The sequence below is a fragment of the Wolbachia endosymbiont of Ostrinia scapulalis genome, assembly GCF_023559145.1.
In the GTDB taxonomy this organism is placed as follows: Bacteria; Pseudomonadota; Alphaproteobacteria; order Rickettsiales; family Anaplasmataceae; genus Wolbachia.
The window spans coordinates 222,878-237,381 of sequence record NZ_CP096926.1 but is presented as its reverse complement, the minus strand read 5'-3'; the positions used below and the strand labels follow the sequence as shown (position 1 = coordinate 237,381).

Genomic DNA, 14,504 nt, shown 5'->3' with positions numbered 1-14,504 from the left:
AATGGTGAATTACGTACAAAGCCTAAGGAGGTAATCCAGCTGCAGATTCCCCTACTGCTACCTTGTTACGACTTCACCCCAGTCACTGATCCCACTTTAAATAACTCCTTCCTTGCGGTTAGGCCATTAGCTTCGAGTGAAACCAATTCCCATGGTGTGACGGGCAGTGTGTACAAGACCCGAGAACGTATTCACCGTGGCATGCTGATCCACGATTACTAGCGATTCCAACTTCATGTACTCGAGTTGCAGAGTACAATCCGAACTGAGATGTCTTTTAGGGATTAGCTTAGGCTTGCGCACCTTGCAACCCATTGTAGACACCATTGTAGCACGTGTGTAGCCCACTCCATAAAGGCCATGATGACTTGACATCATCCCCACCTTCCTCCAGCTTATCACTGGCAGTTTCCTTAAAGTACTCAGCATTACCTGATGGCAACTAAGGATGAGGGTTGCGCTCGTTGCGGGACTTAACCCAACATCTCACGACACGAGCTGACGACAGCCATGCAACACTTGTGTAAAATCCGGCCGAACCGACCCTATCCCTTCGAATAGGTATGATTTCCATGTCAAGAAGTGGTAAGGTTTTTCGCGTTGCATCGAATTAAACCACATGCTCCACCGCTTGTGCGGGTCCCCGTCAATTCCTTTGAGTTTTAATCTTGCGACCGTAGTCCCCAGGCGGAATGTTTAACGCGTTAGCTGTAATACAGAAAGTAAACTTCCCATATTTAACATTCATCGTTTACAGCGTGGACTACCAGGGTATCTAATCCTGTTTGCTCCCCACGCCTTCGCGCTTCAGCGTCAGATTTGAACCAGATAGACGCCTTCGCCACTGGTGTTCCTCCTAATATTTACGAATTTTACCTCTACATCAGGAATTCCTCTATCCTCTTTCAATCTCTAGGTTAATAGTTTTAAAAGCAATTCCAAGGTTAAGCCTCGGGATTTCACTTTTAACTTATTAACCAGCCTACGCGCCCTTTACGCCCAATAATTCCGAATAACGCTAGCCCTCTCCGTATTACCGCGGCTGCTGGCACGGAGTTAGCCAGGACTTCTTCTGTGAGTACCGTCATTATCTTCCTCACTAAAAGAGCTTTACAACCCAAAGGCCTTCTTCACTCATGCGGCATGGCTGGATCAGGCTTTCGCCCATTGTCCAATATTCCCCACTGCTGCCTCCCGTAGGAGTCTGGACCGTATCTCAGTTCCAGTGTGGCTGATCATCCTCTCAGATCAGCTATAGATCATTGCCTTGGTAGGCTATTACTCCACCAACTAGCTAATCTAATATAGGCTCATCTAATAGCAATAAATTTTCCCCCGTAGGGCGTATACGGTATTAGTTGCCGTTTCCAACAATTATTCCGTACTACTAGGTAGATTCCTATACATTACTCACCCGTCTGCCACTAAGTTATACCATAGCAAGCTACAATATAACTCCGTTCGACTTGCATGTGTTAGGCCTGCCGCCAGCGTTCATTCTGAGCCAGGATCAAACTCTCAAATTTAGACTTCAACCTATAAAAGGTTGAGGGTACATCGGATAAATCCGACAAAAAATAATTTAGCTTAATACTGCTGTCTTTATTTCTACTTTAGAAATATTTTAATCTCCAACTATTCAAACAACTCTAAGAATATTATTATGTGATATAATCACTATGTCAATATGTTTTTGCAAATCAAAAGCATTAATGTATAAATATATAACTATTTGGAATATTACCATGAAAAAATACATCTTTCTGCTTGCACTCGCGCCAATGTTAGTTGGCATCACATTATACTTATTGCGTAACATTGATAACACAAAACAATCTATAACTGCAGGTGACAAGTTTTACGAAGTATTATTCTTAAAAAAAGATAATAAGTCACTGCTAGAAGAAATAGATTCAAATTGGGAATATTTAGCAAATTTTGAACGCGCATTCAATCATATCTCAGATTCAATGCCAACAGACACGGCATCTATTATTTATAATGATTTGGCAGACGATAAAGATGCTCCTGATGTTTTGCGTGAGTTAGCACAATACTTAGAAGTAATGAGCTTACTTCACTCCAGCGATGAAAAAACAAATAGAGATAAAATTAGTAATTTAGAATCAAATGCAGTGTACCCTTATTCAAGCCAAGAAGCTATCGCTATAGTAAAGATACACAGTAACGACATTAAAGGTGCAATTGAAATATTGCATTCATTATTAAATGATAGAGAATGTCCGACTCTAATCAAGGCCAATGCACAAGAATTACTTCGGATATACGAAAACTAAAAAACTTGCTTGCATAACAATTTGGCAGCGCATCTGATGAAATAAAGAACTTTACTTGACAAACCTACCTATTTTATTATGGCACTAAAAGTATTTATGACTCAAAATTTGTTTTTGACTGTAGGATCAATCACAAAATCCAGTAAAAACTTAGGTGTTTATTGGTAAATTACGTAAAATTATAGCGGTTTTTTAAATTTTTTCTATACTCAGCCAAGTCGCGCTTGTTAGAACATTATTACAGCACCACTTACAGTAATATAGAGTCAAAATTTCACTACTCAGAGGTTCCTTTTACCTTTTTATTTAGTAAGACTTCTCTATATTTATAGTTAATATATCAAAGAATAAACTTCACTAGCAGAATGTCATTCTAGCACTAAAATGACAAAAAGAGAATAAAATCGCAATAGCTATTGTATCAAGCACCGTTGTATTTTCTCTATATTTTAGATTACTTTGTTTACCCCCCTCCCTTTACCATTCAGCTACGCAGATAGTTACTACAAACCGTAAAGATGTTTAAAAGAAATCTAATTTTTTATCAACTCATACATTTCATTACCAACTTCACAATAAGGTTCTGCAGTTGGATAAAAATAATCAAAAAAGAAATAATCCTTTAGTATTTCTGTGCTGCATCCAGAATTATAGTAAGTATCAAGCCTTCCTTTAAATATCAACAAGAGTATCTTCATACTTTTTCCAAATCACCCTACCCCAAACTGGTCTACGATGTTTGATAGGTATGCATCTCGATCATTTAACCCTTTGCTCTTATATTTAACAAGCATACTTTTCATTTTAGAGTTAAGATCGAATGCTTTTATTTCAAGATCTGCACCTTTCTTCATATAATCTAAATCATTAGCTAATTTTGTATTGAAACTCTGTGTAAGCTTTGCAGCCAGCTCTCTTGCTTTTCGTCTTTATTAAAGCTAGTATCAAACCAACCTCAGTCACATTTGCAACAATCACATGCTTTACACCATATTAATTTAGAACCAAATGCATTACATATTTCACTAACCGCTTTATTTCAATACTTTTTCTGCTTTAACATTGTTATAAGCAGTGGCACCCATAATATTATTTCCTCGATTATAATGAAAAATAAAATCTCCTTTACCTACGTCTGGATGATGTTTAATTACTGCGTTTAGCTGATTAACTAAACGAAATTTATTGAGGAAATAAGAAAAAATAGGGTTAAGAATTTCAGATGCTGTTGCATATAAAATCGCATAGTTATGATCTTGCTGTTCATAGTATCGATCAAAAAATGAGCATCTCCATGATGACTCAAATTCTTCTAAACCTAAATACTTTGCTACATATTCAACAACAGTAAGGCCATTGCTAAAAATCCTCCTTAATAAAAAGGGGCATTAAGTTTCACGTTTCTTACAAAGGATAAGTTATTAAAATTTCAATAATTACACCATTATCAGATAAACTATCACCCAGAACACAAAAATTTTTACACTTTGAATTAGAGTTATTATTTTTATTTGCCATAACATTCAATATCTAATCATACTGCTCTATAAAGCCTATAAAAAAAGAAAAATAGGGTAAAATTATAGAACTTTGGCTGAATTTTACCTATTTTTTGAGCAGCCCTTCTGCCTTAAAAGAAACCTCTAAGTTTTTTAGCACGGCTTGGATGTTTCAACTTACGTAGTGCTTTTGCCTCTATTTGCCTAATTCTTTCACGTGTAACATTAAAAATTTTTCCTACTTCTTCTAAGGTATGCTCCTTTCCATCTTTACCAAGGCCAAAGCGCATCCTTAAAATTCTTTCTTCTTTTGGTGTTAAAGTTGCAAGAACATTGGTCGTAATGCCACGCAAGTCGGCAAGTATTGCAGCATCCTCTGGTTTAGAAACTCGCTTATCTTCTATACAATCACCGAAGGTACTACTATCATCCTTTCCTGTTGGAGCTTCAAGACTTACCGGATCTCTTGCTATCTTCATAACTTTGCGTATTCTTTCTAGCGGCATCGCCAATTCTATACTCAATTCCTCTAATGTAGGCTCTCTACCCATTTCATGAGTCATCTTTCTTAATGCTTTGTTGATTTTACTGATAATTTCCACCATATGTACTGGTATTCTAACTACTTTAGACTGTTCAGGTATTGCCCTAGTGATTGATTGTTTTACCCACCAAGTACCATAAGTCGAAAATTTATACCCACGTTTGTAATCAAACTTATCCACAGCCTTCATAAGACCAATATTACCTTCTTGTATCAAATCAAGCAGATCAAGTCCTCTTTTTGAATACTTTTTAGCAATCGAAACCACCAGCCTTAAATTAGCCTTAATCATTTCTTGCTTTGCTTGAGAGACTTCTTGTTCATGTTTCTGTATTCTCTTGATTACCTTCTTAAACTCCTGAACTTTATCTCCTTGTACATAACTCTTAATATTGCTTAAGGCACTAGCTATATACTCATAGCTATCGTTTATAAACCTTAAGAATTTATTTTTTAATTCACCTGTAAAAAGAGATTGATTTTCATTAATCTTGAGAAAACTTATTTCACTCAACTCGTGCTCTAAAAGCACATCATCATAAACATTATACAAACTTTCTCTATCAATACCGTACTTTCTAGCTTCAGTAATAAGATTAGCTTCTTCAAACGTGATTAGTCTACTTATTTCGTAAAGTTTTTGTGTAATTCTGGTAATAGCAGCATCACTAAACTGAATTTGTAATGCTACAGACCATATTTGATTATATAAATTTTCTAGCTCATTAGAGAAATCTTTAGAATTTTTTTTCAATACCAATGCTTCATTTGTTAAAGCAATGATCTCATCCAATGCCGTGATAACCTTTGGCAATAAATCACTTTCCATTTCAAGAACAGAAATATTTAAGTTAGCTGAACTTATGTCTTCACTCTCATTTCCCTTTTCATCATTACCTTTTTCCTCATCATTAACACAATCTCTAACATCTTCAACTTCACTTTCTTCTTTGTCTACCATATTAAAATCAGAGTTATAAATTGCATCCAGATTTATAATTTCTCTCAGTAAAAAAGTTCCACCACTTAAATCATCACGCCATGTTTTGATTATTTTGAATGCCACTGATGTTTCAATTATTGCACGTAACATGTTATGCTTTTCAGATTCAATTTTTTTTGCTATCTTAATTTCATCTGCTCGTGACAAAAGCTTTACAGAGCTCATATCCTGTAAATAAATCCTTACTGGATCATCATTTTGCACTAAAGTTGTAGTAGTATTCAACGATGTCTCATCATCAAGCTTATTACCATCATCATTAGAAGGAGCTTCTTCCTCATCTTCACTACTTTCGAGTATGTTAATTCCAGAGTCTTGCAATAAAGCTATAGTATCATCTATAAAATCAGTTGAAAAATTTTCATCTGATAACTTATCATTTATATCATCAAAAGTGATAAAACCGCCCTTTCTTATACTTTTGGTTACAAGATCTTTGATGATCTTTTTCCTATCTTCCGTACCATTAATAGTTGACATCATTACCTTTACAGTTTATAATTTTATTTCTTATTTATCAAATAAACTTACAATTAGCAAGCTTATAGTTTTATTCTTAATTTATAGTTACTTGCTACTTCATATAGTTTAAGATACTATCAATTTATTCACACTCTTTTTAATCAACTAATCTCTCTATTCTTACTACTATGGACAATCCAACTGAAAATGTTGCAATTCCAACCACTATAGCAGTAAGCATTAAGACGTGAGGTATAGGATTGGTATATAAGTGAAAATTTGAAGTCAATATAGGAGGTAAAGAACTTTTTACATACCCTAAAGATATGTAAAACAACAAAACAGATGCTTGTAAGACACTTAATCCCATCATTTTTTTGATTAAGTTTTTATCATTTACAATGATATAGAAACCCAGCACCATTAATATAGTAATGCCTACATAATTATATAGAGTCATTGTTTTTTCTTGCGAGCAAAATTTATATATATGATTAACATGGAAGAAGAAACGGTAAGCAATACACCCAGCTCCACTAAGAAAATACCCAATTTTTGACCTGTTCTACTATCAGCTGATAATATACTATAGGATAAAAAATTTTGGCCAAATAAAACTGTTATAATACCAGCTCCTCCATAGGTTAAAATACCTAGTACGTTAGTAAATTTGATAATAGAGTAAGGTATTGCTTTTAAAGTTGTAGGTATATCAAATAACATAGAATATAATATTATCCCAGAAGCAATAATTATTCCCGCCTGAAAACCTCCACCTGGAGTATAGTCACCATGAAACTGTATATATAAACCAAACAAAATGATAAAAGGTATCATCAAAAATGTTACTGCACTTAATACCGGATCTTTAATCACTTTCTCTCTCTTCTAATATTAACATTATACAAAGTGCAGCAGTAAAAACTACTATAGTTTCTCCAAATGTGTCATAGCCACGAAAGCTTGCTAAAACAGCTGTCACTATATTAGGAATACCAATAGCTTTTTCAGTACTTTCTACATAATAAGGAGCAACGTGCAAGTGAACTGGAGCATTATGACTGCCAAAATCTGGTAATTGAATCATAAAGTATGATAAACATGCAGTCAAAAATAACATAAAAAAAAGTGTTGTGGGGCTATGAGATAAATTTGCTTTGTAATTCTTTACCAAAGAGAGTGCTGCAAACGTAAAGACTGTGCTCAATCCTGCACCAACAGAAGCTTCAGTAATTGCAACATCTGGCGCATTCATAATCAAGTACATAAGTGCAATAAGTGCACTAAATACACACATTAGAACAGCACTTACAACCAAATGTTTCGAAAGAACTATAAAAACTGTAACCGTGAGTAACAGCAAAAGTAATATTAGATTCAGTGTTTCTAGCATCTTAACCTTCTTTAATAGTCTTTACTTTTATAATAAGTACGCGCTAAAATATAACTGTTAGTTGAATTGGCTATCCATATTATAAAAATTAATAATATAACTTTAATAGTATTGATTGAAAATTCATTTTGCCAAGCAAAACCAATCAACAACAACATTGCGCCACTAGAATCTGCAATACCTGCAGCATGTAGTCTAGTATAGAAATCAGGAAATACTACTACTCCTACGCTTGAAATGACTATTAAACAAACACCTAAAAATATGAGAATGGATGCTACCATAAATTATCAAAACAACATTAATCTCATTAGAGCTATAGTTGATATAAAGCTAATGCTAGCATATAGTAATGCTATATCAATTAAAAAAAAATCATTCAGAACAATCGATATTGCTGTTATGAGTAAAACTAATTGTGTTGATAAATTATTGAATGCTAAAATCTTATTGTAAACATCACTTGACCTAAATACTATACAACATAACATTACACTCATACAGAACAAAAGCACATAGATAGCAATACTAATCATTTATAAACTATTATAACCTCTGCAGATTTCTAAATCGGTACTTCTTCACCACTATCTTGATCATCTATTTCATCATCATGGCTTTCTTGACTTACATCCAGACTTGTGTTAAGTTGATGATCAGAAAAATTTAACAAATTTGCTAGCTTACTTGGACTATTAATATAAGTATTATCTGTGTTTCCTTTCATGTGCTCCTTGCACCTTTTGACCAAAAGGTTAAACAACTCATGAGTATTCACCTTCTTTTCCGTTATTTCATATAAAGAAACTATCGTATCCTTATGATCTTTAAACTTAACCATTTCAACGGGATCGCTTGCCCCTGTACTCAAATCATGCGTTCTTTGACTTGCTAGCAGAACCAATTTAAAACGGTTGTGTACCTGTTCTACACACTTTTCTACAATAGACTCAACCATAAAATACTACCTTGATAAGCTTTATACTATATCACAAAAAATAAGATGTCAACTTCAGATCTATTGAGATCCAATTCTACATTCTACTTTTTCTTCTTTAGCTTTTACTGATTGATTTTCTGTTATTGTAATTGTTATTTCATGATCAAGCTTTTTCAAAAAACCTAACAGTCTCTCTAAAGAAAAACCACTTATCTTACCACTTTTAATTTGTGACACCTTTGGTTGATCAATACCAAGTTTCTCAGCCGCACAAGCTTGAGTCCAAGTATTTTTTCCTATAATTTTACTTATTATGCCAAGCAATTTTTTTTTTATTGCTTCACTATCCAGATTGTTTAATGATATTGTTTCCATAATTTTTACTCTCACATACCAACTAGCTTTATTAAATATTATATCATAATATTTAATATACCAATATATTAATAGTATATAACTTGTCAATAATTATCTGATACTCAAAGTTTTAAATTGACTATAATTTTTATTAAAATACTAGTAATTTCAAACTATTATTTTGTAAAAAACTTACTATTAAAGAGAATAAGTTGAAATTGCAAAGTTTAAAATACAGAAATAATCATTTTACAAACTCGTTTTAGAGACTGTACATGATCTCAAGAAAGGAATAAAGCCGGAGATAGAGTATGTAAATTATGAAAACAGAGCAAGATGAGTAGGAGAAAAACTGAGTAGAGTTCTGTAGAAAGAAACAAAATCAAGAATATTGTAAGTTGAAAATGTGATATAAAAGAGGATAAGAGGGAAAGATAGCCCTACTCACTATAGGAATAGGACTATCATGGGCGTGTGCGACCGGAAGAATATTGGTACTACAACCGTTTAAATCAAGGTACACTAGCCCATCTCTCGATACGTTTGAATAGTTGCTTGGGACATATATATGCACCCGTTTACAATCTTAAATTAACTAAAACTATCGAGGTTTGTTATGGTTACATCTTATCAAAATTTTATTGGCATTGATATCGGAAAATTTAAAAATGTCGTTGCAATTCACAAACAGAAGAACGCTGTCAAATTTGACAATGATTCTGATGTTTGGCAACAATTATTTCAAAAGTTTTCAGATATTCTACCTAATTCTTTAGTAACTTTGGAAAACACAGGAAAATATGAGCTTGGTTTGTCACATTTTCTTATTGACAAGAATATTGCAGTACATCGAGCTAATACTCGTAAAGTAAAAAGCTTTATCTTGTCTCACGGAACTGTAGCAAAGTCTGATAAATCAGATGCGAGGGCTCTTGCTCAATATGGATTTGAACGCCATAGAACTCTCTCTCTATTTGTACCTACAATCAAAAGAACAATCAACCCTGGTTGCACTTTGTCAACGTCGTGATGACATTACGCAAATGAGAGCTCAGGAAAAGTGTAGACTGGAAGCTCCTGAAAATGACCATATAAAGGAAAGTTGCCAGAAGACCATTGAATTTTTCAATAATCAAATAAACGAACTCAATGACACTATACAAAAAATTATTGATGAAAGCCATGAGCTACAACAACGTCAAAAAATCCTTAAAACAGTTCCTGGAATAGGCAAAAAGTTATCACAAGATTTTTTGTGTTTAATGCCAGAGCTTGGCTACTTAAGTAGAAAAGAAGTAGCAAGTCTTGCCGGAGTAGCACCTCATCCTAGGGAAAGTGGTAAAACTGTTGGTTACCGAAGGATTATAGGAGGTAGAAGTAATGTTCGTTCAAAGCTCTTTACATCTGCCATGTCTGCTGCAAGGTCCAAATCTGCACTTGGCACCTTTTATTCTAAGCTTGTTGAAAGTGGTAAGAAGAAGATGGTAGCTATAACAGCTCTAATGCGTAAAATTATAGTAATTGCTAATGCAAGGCTTAAAGAGGCAATTAATTTGAATGTTTAAAATTTACATAGCAGTAATTGAAATGAATATTGTGCGTCCACACAAACTTAAAGTGCTTGTTCACATAGATTAAATGGAAATTGTTGCAGTAGCTGTTTGATATAGAATTCTGTTTCTATGACAAACGGGTTTTTATTATCTATATGGTTGGGTAAAGTTGCAAAATTATACAAATGAAAAATTAAAAAAAACATAGTTGATTTAGGATGTATTTTACATCATACGCGTCAAGTTAAGGAAATAAAGGTATGAAAGAGATAGAATAATAAGGTATAAGTTCTCCCAGATATACTTTTAGTGAGAGAACCAATGAATAAAATAACTTGCTTATCAAAAAAGCTCAAAGAATTTTTTAATGAAAAAGCAGAGAAAATCTCAATTACAACAAGGTTTATAAAAAGAAAGAGAAAGCTAAAAGGTTCATCATTCGTAAAAGCCATGGTCTTGGGTAATATAGGAGTTGATAATTGTAGCGTAGAAACAATGTGTCAATTACTAAACGAGGACTCGATAGATATAACAAAACAAGGTTTGGATTTTAGATTTACTGAAGAAGCAGTGGAATTTATGAAAAGGATGTATAATGAATCTGTGATTCTCTTTAAAAATATCTTGCAAGTTGATTGCAAAATCTTACAGCAATTTAATAGTGTTAAATTATTGGACAGTAGCTATATTACTCTACCTAACAGTATGGAAGAGATGTATAAAGGTTATGGTACTAGCTACAGTGGCTATGAAAGCAATACTAAGTCTGGAATAAAGTTACAATTAGTTTTCGACTACATGAATCAGATAATAGACCAACTTAATTTAACGGAGGGGGTAAGATCAGACCAGGGATATAGGAAACATTTAAGTAATATATTAAGCAATGATTTGCTAATATCTGATCTCGGTTATTTTGTGCCAAGTTCTTTTAAACAAATCAATGAAATAGGAGCTTATTTCATAAGTCGTTATAAATCTGATACCAACATATATGATGTAGAAACAAATCAAAAAATGGAGTTATTAGAATGTTTAGAGGATAAGTTATTTTTAGAAAACGAGGTATTGTTAGGAAAAGAAGCAAAAATTAGAGTAAGAATTATATGTCAGAAACTAACTGAAGAACAGTCTATGGCCAGAAGAAGGAAAGCTAATAGATTAGCAAGATCGCAGGGATATACATCCTCTAAAAGAAATCAAAAATTGTTGAACTGGTCAATATTTATAACTAATGTTCCAGAAAATAAAATTAGTGCTGAGCAAGTATTAACGATTTACAGAGTAAGGTGGCAAATTGAGTTATTATTTAAATTGTATAAAAGCTATATCAGGCTTGATAAGCTAAAAGGAAAGCCATGCAGAGTATTATGTGAACTATATGCTAAATTGTGCGCAATTCTTATATTTCACGGCATAGTTGGTTGCACAGAAGTGAAAAAGAATACAGAACTTAGCTTAACAAAGGCATTTATTGAGCTAAAAAGGCGGGTTAGAGAGTTATTTTTAGTATTAACCAAAATTAATAGTTTAAAAGCATTTCTTAAAAAACTCACTATAACTTGGTCGCTATTTTCATTAAAAGACAAACGTAGAAGGGCTAGAGTATCCACTTTAACCTCTCTAAATTTGCTCACAATCTCTTAACTTGACGCGTATGGTATTTTACATAGTGTTACAGGTCCTAAAAAGTGGCTTCAGTGAATCAACAATGTTTTCAAAATGGCAAGATTATTTTAATAAATGAAGTAAAAAACATAGCGGAAGTAAAGAAAGTGTTTTGAAACATATATAAAAAAGTAGTTGCAAAGAAACAAATAAAAGGATTTAACTGTAGAGATCTTTGCCCTATTGTCAAAAGGTAAGTCTCTAATACTCTTATAGATATGAATAGACCCTTAATATCCGAAATTTATACCTCTATATTTTAATATAGGGATTCATTTCAATTTTTAAAGTTTCTATTTAATGAGAATGCTATATCATATTCGTAATTTAATTTAAATATCTGTTGCTTCTGAAATACTATTTGGTTAGTAAATAAAATCATGTCTAATACAGAAAAAATGAAAAAGGATGTTGCTGTAATTATGGGAAGCGAGTCGGATTATGGCACTATGGTGCATGCTATTAACCTATTAAAAGAATTGGAAATTTCACATGATGTATTTATAATATCCGCACACAGAACACCAGAGAGACTCTTTAATTTTACTAAGTCTGCTCAAGAAAAAGGCTTTAAGGTTATTATAGCTGGTGCAGGAGGAGCGGCTCATTTACCTGGTATGACTGCATCGCTTACTTATTTACCTGTTATCGGTATTCCTGTGCATAGCAAACAATTAAATGGGCTAGATAGTCTATTATCTATAGTGCAGATGCCAAAAGGTGTTCCAGTTGCAACAATGTCTATAGGAGAGAGTGGAGCATGCAATGCCGCTATTACTGCTGCATCTATATTGTCGATTTCTAATAGTGAAATTGCAGATAGATTAAAAAAATGGAGAGAGGAGCAAACTCAAGCAGTAAAAGAAAAACCAACATTATAATGGCAATAGTTCTTTTAGATACAAAAACCATAAATCGTATAGCAGCAGGAGAAGTAATAGAAAGGCCTGCAAGTGTGGTAAAGGAATTAGTGGAAAATGCAATAGATGCCAGAAGCTCAGAGATAGAAATTAAGATAGAAAGTGGTGGGCGTAACCTCATTACTGTAATCGATGATGGTAGCGGAGTAAAAAAGGATGATTTAGAACTTGCGTTTATGCGCCATGCTACTTCAAAATTGAGTGACAGTGAATTGATAGAGATCAAGCATCTTGGCTTTAGAGGAGAAGCTTTGCCTTCAATTGCAGCAGTAAGCAGAATAAAATTATCATCTAAGGCAAGCAAAGCAGATCAAGCATGGTCTATAAGGTATGAGGGGGGAGAAAAAATAGGAGAGCTTGTTCCTTATCCTTTATCGATAGGAACATATATTGAAGTACGAGATTTATTTTTTGCCACACCAAATAGACTAAAATTTCTCAAAACCGAAAGGGCAGAAACACAAAGCATTGTTGATATTGTAAACAACTTAGCAATGATCAATTATGGAATTGAGTTTACTCTTATCTCCGATAATAAGAAGCTTCTTAAGTATGCTAAGCAGACCTCATTATTTAGCAGGCTATGCGAAGTAGAAGAAGAATTTCATGAAAACTCTTTGCAAATTAGTGAAGAAGAAGATGGCATTAGGCTTACAGGATACATCTGTAAACCTACTGTCAATCGTAGCAATTCAACTCAGATCTATACATTTGTTAATGGTAGACCAATTAAAGATAATCTACTTATTGGTGCAATTCGTTATGCGTATCACGACCTTATTCCAAACAATAGATATCCTTTTGCAGCGCTGCACTTAGAGATACCGTATGATCAAGTTGATGTAAATGTTCATCCAAATAAATCAGAGGTAAGGTTTCAGAACAAGAGGCTAATATATGAAATAGTGAGAAGGGGGCTAATAAAAGTGCTATCAAAGAGAATAGATCTTGTAGAAACTGTATTGGCCCAGACTGGAACAACAACGAATCATCTATCATCAGATCCTTTTAGTAGGTCTAGTCTTAAAAATGAATTTTATGGAAGAAGGTCGGATCCTTTTGAAAACCAGTTAATGAGAGAATTTACTTCTCCAAATATAGAGACAAAAAGCTTATCAGAACATTCAAAATCGTTTGATTATACTGGTATGCAAAAATCTCCTACACGAGCAGAAACTACAATTTTGGAAAGGAAACAAACCGATCTAATAAGGGACTATCCACTTGGGTTTGCACACTGTCAAATCTACAATACTTATATTATTGCTGAGGTAAGAGACAAACTAATTATAGTAGATCAGCATGCAGCCCATGAAAGACTAGTATACGAGTGCTTAAAGGAGAAATCAAGTATAAAAAGACAAAAACTTCTTTTGCCTGAAATGGTTGAAATCAAAAATCAAGCTGGAATGGAGATAATTAAAACTTATAAAGATAAACTTTTTGAGATGGGTTTTGAAATTGAAATTAAATCAGAAAATAAGATCATAGTAAAAGAAGTTCCTGCAATCTTAGGAGCAGTAGACACAAAGAGAATGCTCATTGATATAGTGGATAGACTAACAGAAATAGAAGATACATTACCTATAGAGGATAAGGTGAATAAAATACTAGCCACAATTGCTTGTTATGGATCAATAAGAGCAGGCAGAAAGATGAAATTGGAGGAGATGAATGAATTATTGAGGCAAATGGAAAAGACACCTTATTCTGGACAATGTAATCACGGAAGGCCAACCTATATAGAAATGAAATTAAGCGACATTGAAAAGTTATTTGAGCGAAGGTGAGAAGTTATCACAAATATGTATAGATTATACAACTCTAGTTTCGTCATCTCAAAACTCAGATACACAATTGTTTGAACC

At 33.5% G+C, this 14,504-nt stretch carries 14 protein-coding genes, 1 rRNA gene and 1 pseudogene; 5 read left to right on the top strand and 11 right to left on the bottom strand.

Features of this window, described 5'->3' with window-relative positions; genetic code table 11:
* Window positions 1-23: 23 nt before the first annotated feature.
* Window positions 24-1,526, bottom strand: a 16S ribosomal RNA gene (locus M1L26_RS01255).
* Between the two features lie 153 nt (window positions 1,527-1,679).
* Here M1L26_RS01255 and M1L26_RS01250 point away from each other — a divergent pair.
* Complete coding sequence (locus M1L26_RS01250) at window positions 1,680-2,297, top strand: hypothetical protein (protein ID WP_211907729.1); 618 nt, start codon at window positions 1,680-1,682, stop codon at window positions 2,295-2,297.
* Between the two features lie 533 nt (window positions 2,298-2,830).
* On the opposite strand, the gene M1L26_RS01245 is transcribed toward M1L26_RS01250, so the two are convergent.
* The 10 genes from M1L26_RS01245 to M1L26_RS01200 form a co-directional block, all read right to left on the bottom strand.
* A complete protein-coding gene (locus M1L26_RS01245) occupies window positions 2,831-2,995 on the bottom strand; it encodes a GDSL family lipase (protein WP_246433122.1) in 165 nt (54 codons plus the stop codon).
* A gap of 12 nt (window positions 2,996-3,007) precedes the next feature.
* Window positions 3,008-3,151, bottom strand: coding sequence for a GDSL family lipase (locus M1L26_RS01240; protein WP_068651816.1), 144 nt, complete (start codon window positions 3,149-3,151; stop codon window positions 3,008-3,010).
* A 776-nt stretch (window positions 3,152-3,927) separates the two neighbouring features.
* Window positions 3,928-5,823, bottom strand: a complete 1,896-nt coding sequence (gene rpoD / locus M1L26_RS01235; RefSeq protein WP_211908756.1) for an RNA polymerase sigma factor RpoD — start codon at window positions 5,821-5,823, stop codon at window positions 3,928-3,930.
* Between the two features lie 139 nt (window positions 5,824-5,962).
* The gene (locus M1L26_RS01230; protein WP_211907728.1) at window positions 5,963-6,265 is read right to left on the bottom strand and encodes a cation:proton antiporter subunit C; all 303 of its coding nucleotides are present in this window, start codon (window positions 6,263-6,265) and stop codon (window positions 5,963-5,965) included.
* Entirely contained in the window at window positions 6,262-6,681 is a 420-nt protein-coding gene (locus M1L26_RS01225) for a Na(+)/H(+) antiporter subunit B (protein WP_010404274.1), read from the bottom strand. Before M1L26_RS01225 ends, M1L26_RS01230 begins: the two co-directional genes overlap by 4 nt.
* Window positions 6,674-7,198, bottom strand: coding sequence for a DUF4040 domain-containing protein (locus tag M1L26_RS01220; RefSeq protein ID WP_250120265.1), 525 nt, complete (start codon window positions 7,196-7,198; stop codon window positions 6,674-6,676). Before M1L26_RS01220 ends, M1L26_RS01225 begins: the two co-directional genes overlap by 8 nt.
* Window positions 7,199-7,209: 11 nt before the next feature.
* On the bottom strand, window positions 7,210-7,482 hold the full coding sequence (gene mnhG, locus M1L26_RS01215; RefSeq protein WP_012481981.1) for a monovalent cation/H(+) antiporter subunit G: 273 nt from the start codon (window positions 7,480-7,482) through the stop codon (window positions 7,210-7,212).
* Between the two features lie 6 nt (window positions 7,483-7,488).
* Window positions 7,489-7,734 (bottom strand): monovalent cation/H+ antiporter complex subunit F, encoded by a 246-nt coding sequence (locus M1L26_RS01210; protein ID WP_012481980.1) that lies wholly within the window; start codon window positions 7,732-7,734, stop codon window positions 7,489-7,491.
* A 29-nt stretch (window positions 7,735-7,763) separates the two neighbouring features.
* On the bottom strand, window positions 7,764-8,156 hold the full coding sequence (gene rpoZ / locus M1L26_RS01205) for a DNA-directed RNA polymerase subunit omega (protein ID WP_250120264.1): 393 nt from the start codon (window positions 8,154-8,156) through the stop codon (window positions 7,764-7,766).
* Window positions 8,157-8,216: 60 nt separating this feature from the next.
* Window positions 8,217-8,513, bottom strand: a complete 297-nt coding sequence (locus M1L26_RS01200) for a helix-turn-helix domain-containing protein (RefSeq protein WP_211907726.1) — start codon at window positions 8,511-8,513, stop codon at window positions 8,217-8,219.
* A gap of 598 nt (window positions 8,514-9,111) precedes the next feature.
* On the opposite strand from M1L26_RS01200, the pseudogene M1L26_RS01195 reads away from it, so the two are divergent.
* The 4 genes and pseudogenes from M1L26_RS01195 to mutL all read left to right on the top strand — a co-directional run bounded on the left by M1L26_RS01195 (window position 9,112) and on the right by mutL (window position 14,426).
* Window positions 9,112-10,060: pseudogene (locus tag M1L26_RS01195) on the top strand (IS110 family RNA-guided transposase).
* Window positions 10,061-10,369: 309 nt separating this feature from the next.
* Window positions 10,370-11,695, top strand: coding sequence for an IS4 family transposase (locus tag M1L26_RS01190; protein ID WP_250120086.1), 1,326 nt, complete (start codon window positions 10,370-10,372; stop codon window positions 11,693-11,695).
* 401 nt (window positions 11,696-12,096) lie between these two features.
* Window positions 12,097-12,597, top strand: coding sequence for a 5-(carboxyamino)imidazole ribonucleotide mutase (gene purE / locus M1L26_RS01185; protein ID WP_214249852.1), 501 nt, complete (start codon window positions 12,097-12,099; stop codon window positions 12,595-12,597).
* Window positions 12,549-14,426: a DNA mismatch repair endonuclease MutL gene (mutL, locus tag M1L26_RS01180; RefSeq protein WP_370107309.1), complete on the top strand. Its 1,878-nt coding sequence runs from the start codon at window positions 12,549-12,551 to the stop codon at window positions 14,424-14,426. Before purE ends, mutL begins: the two co-directional genes overlap by 49 nt.
* Window positions 14,427-14,504 lie beyond the last annotated feature (78 nt).

What these genes read in the sequence shown, in the direction of transcription:
- M1L26_RS01190 (WP_250120086.1), top strand. Translation starts at nt 10,370, where the DNA reads ATGAATAAAATAACTTGCTTATCAAAAAAGCTCAAAGAATTTTTTAAT.
- M1L26_RS01245 (WP_246433122.1), bottom strand. Translation starts at nt 2,995, where the DNA reads ATGAAGATACTCTTGTTGATATTTAAAGGAAGGCTTGATACTTACTAT.
- M1L26_RS01200 (WP_211907726.1), bottom strand. Translation starts at nt 8,513, where the DNA reads ATGGAAACAATATCATTAAACAATCTGGATAGTGAAGCAATAAAAAAA.
- mutL (WP_370107309.1), top strand. Translation starts at nt 12,549, where the DNA reads ATGGAGAGAGGAGCAAACTCAAGCAGTAAAAGAAAAACCAACATTATA.
- mnhG (WP_012481981.1), bottom strand. Translation starts at nt 7,482, where the DNA reads ATGGTAGCATCCATTCTCATATTTTTAGGTGTTTGTTTAATAGTCATT.
- M1L26_RS01210 (WP_012481980.1), bottom strand. Translation starts at nt 7,734, where the DNA reads ATGATTAGTATTGCTATCTATGTGCTTTTGTTCTGTATGAGTGTAATG.
- M1L26_RS01220 (WP_250120265.1), bottom strand. Translation starts at nt 7,198, where the DNA reads ATGCTAGAAACACTGAATCTAATATTACTTTTGCTGTTACTCACGGTT.
- M1L26_RS01230 (WP_211907728.1), bottom strand. Translation starts at nt 6,265, where the DNA reads ATGACTCTATATAATTATGTAGGCATTACTATATTAATGGTGCTGGGT.
- purE (WP_214249852.1), top strand. Translation starts at nt 12,097, where the DNA reads ATGTCTAATACAGAAAAAATGAAAAAGGATGTTGCTGTAATTATGGGA.
- rpoD (WP_211908756.1), bottom strand. Translation starts at nt 5,823, where the DNA reads ATGTCAACTATTAATGGTACGGAAGATAGGAAAAAGATCATCAAAGAT.
- M1L26_RS01240 (WP_068651816.1), bottom strand. Translation starts at nt 3,151, where the DNA reads ATGAAGAAAGGTGCAGATCTTGAAATAAAAGCATTCGATCTTAACTCT.
- rpoZ (WP_250120264.1), bottom strand. Translation starts at nt 8,156, where the DNA reads ATGGTTGAGTCTATTGTAGAAAAGTGTGTAGAACAGGTACACAACCGT.
- M1L26_RS01250 (WP_211907729.1), top strand. Translation starts at nt 1,680, where the DNA reads ATGTCAATATGTTTTTGCAAATCAAAAGCATTAATGTATAAATATATA.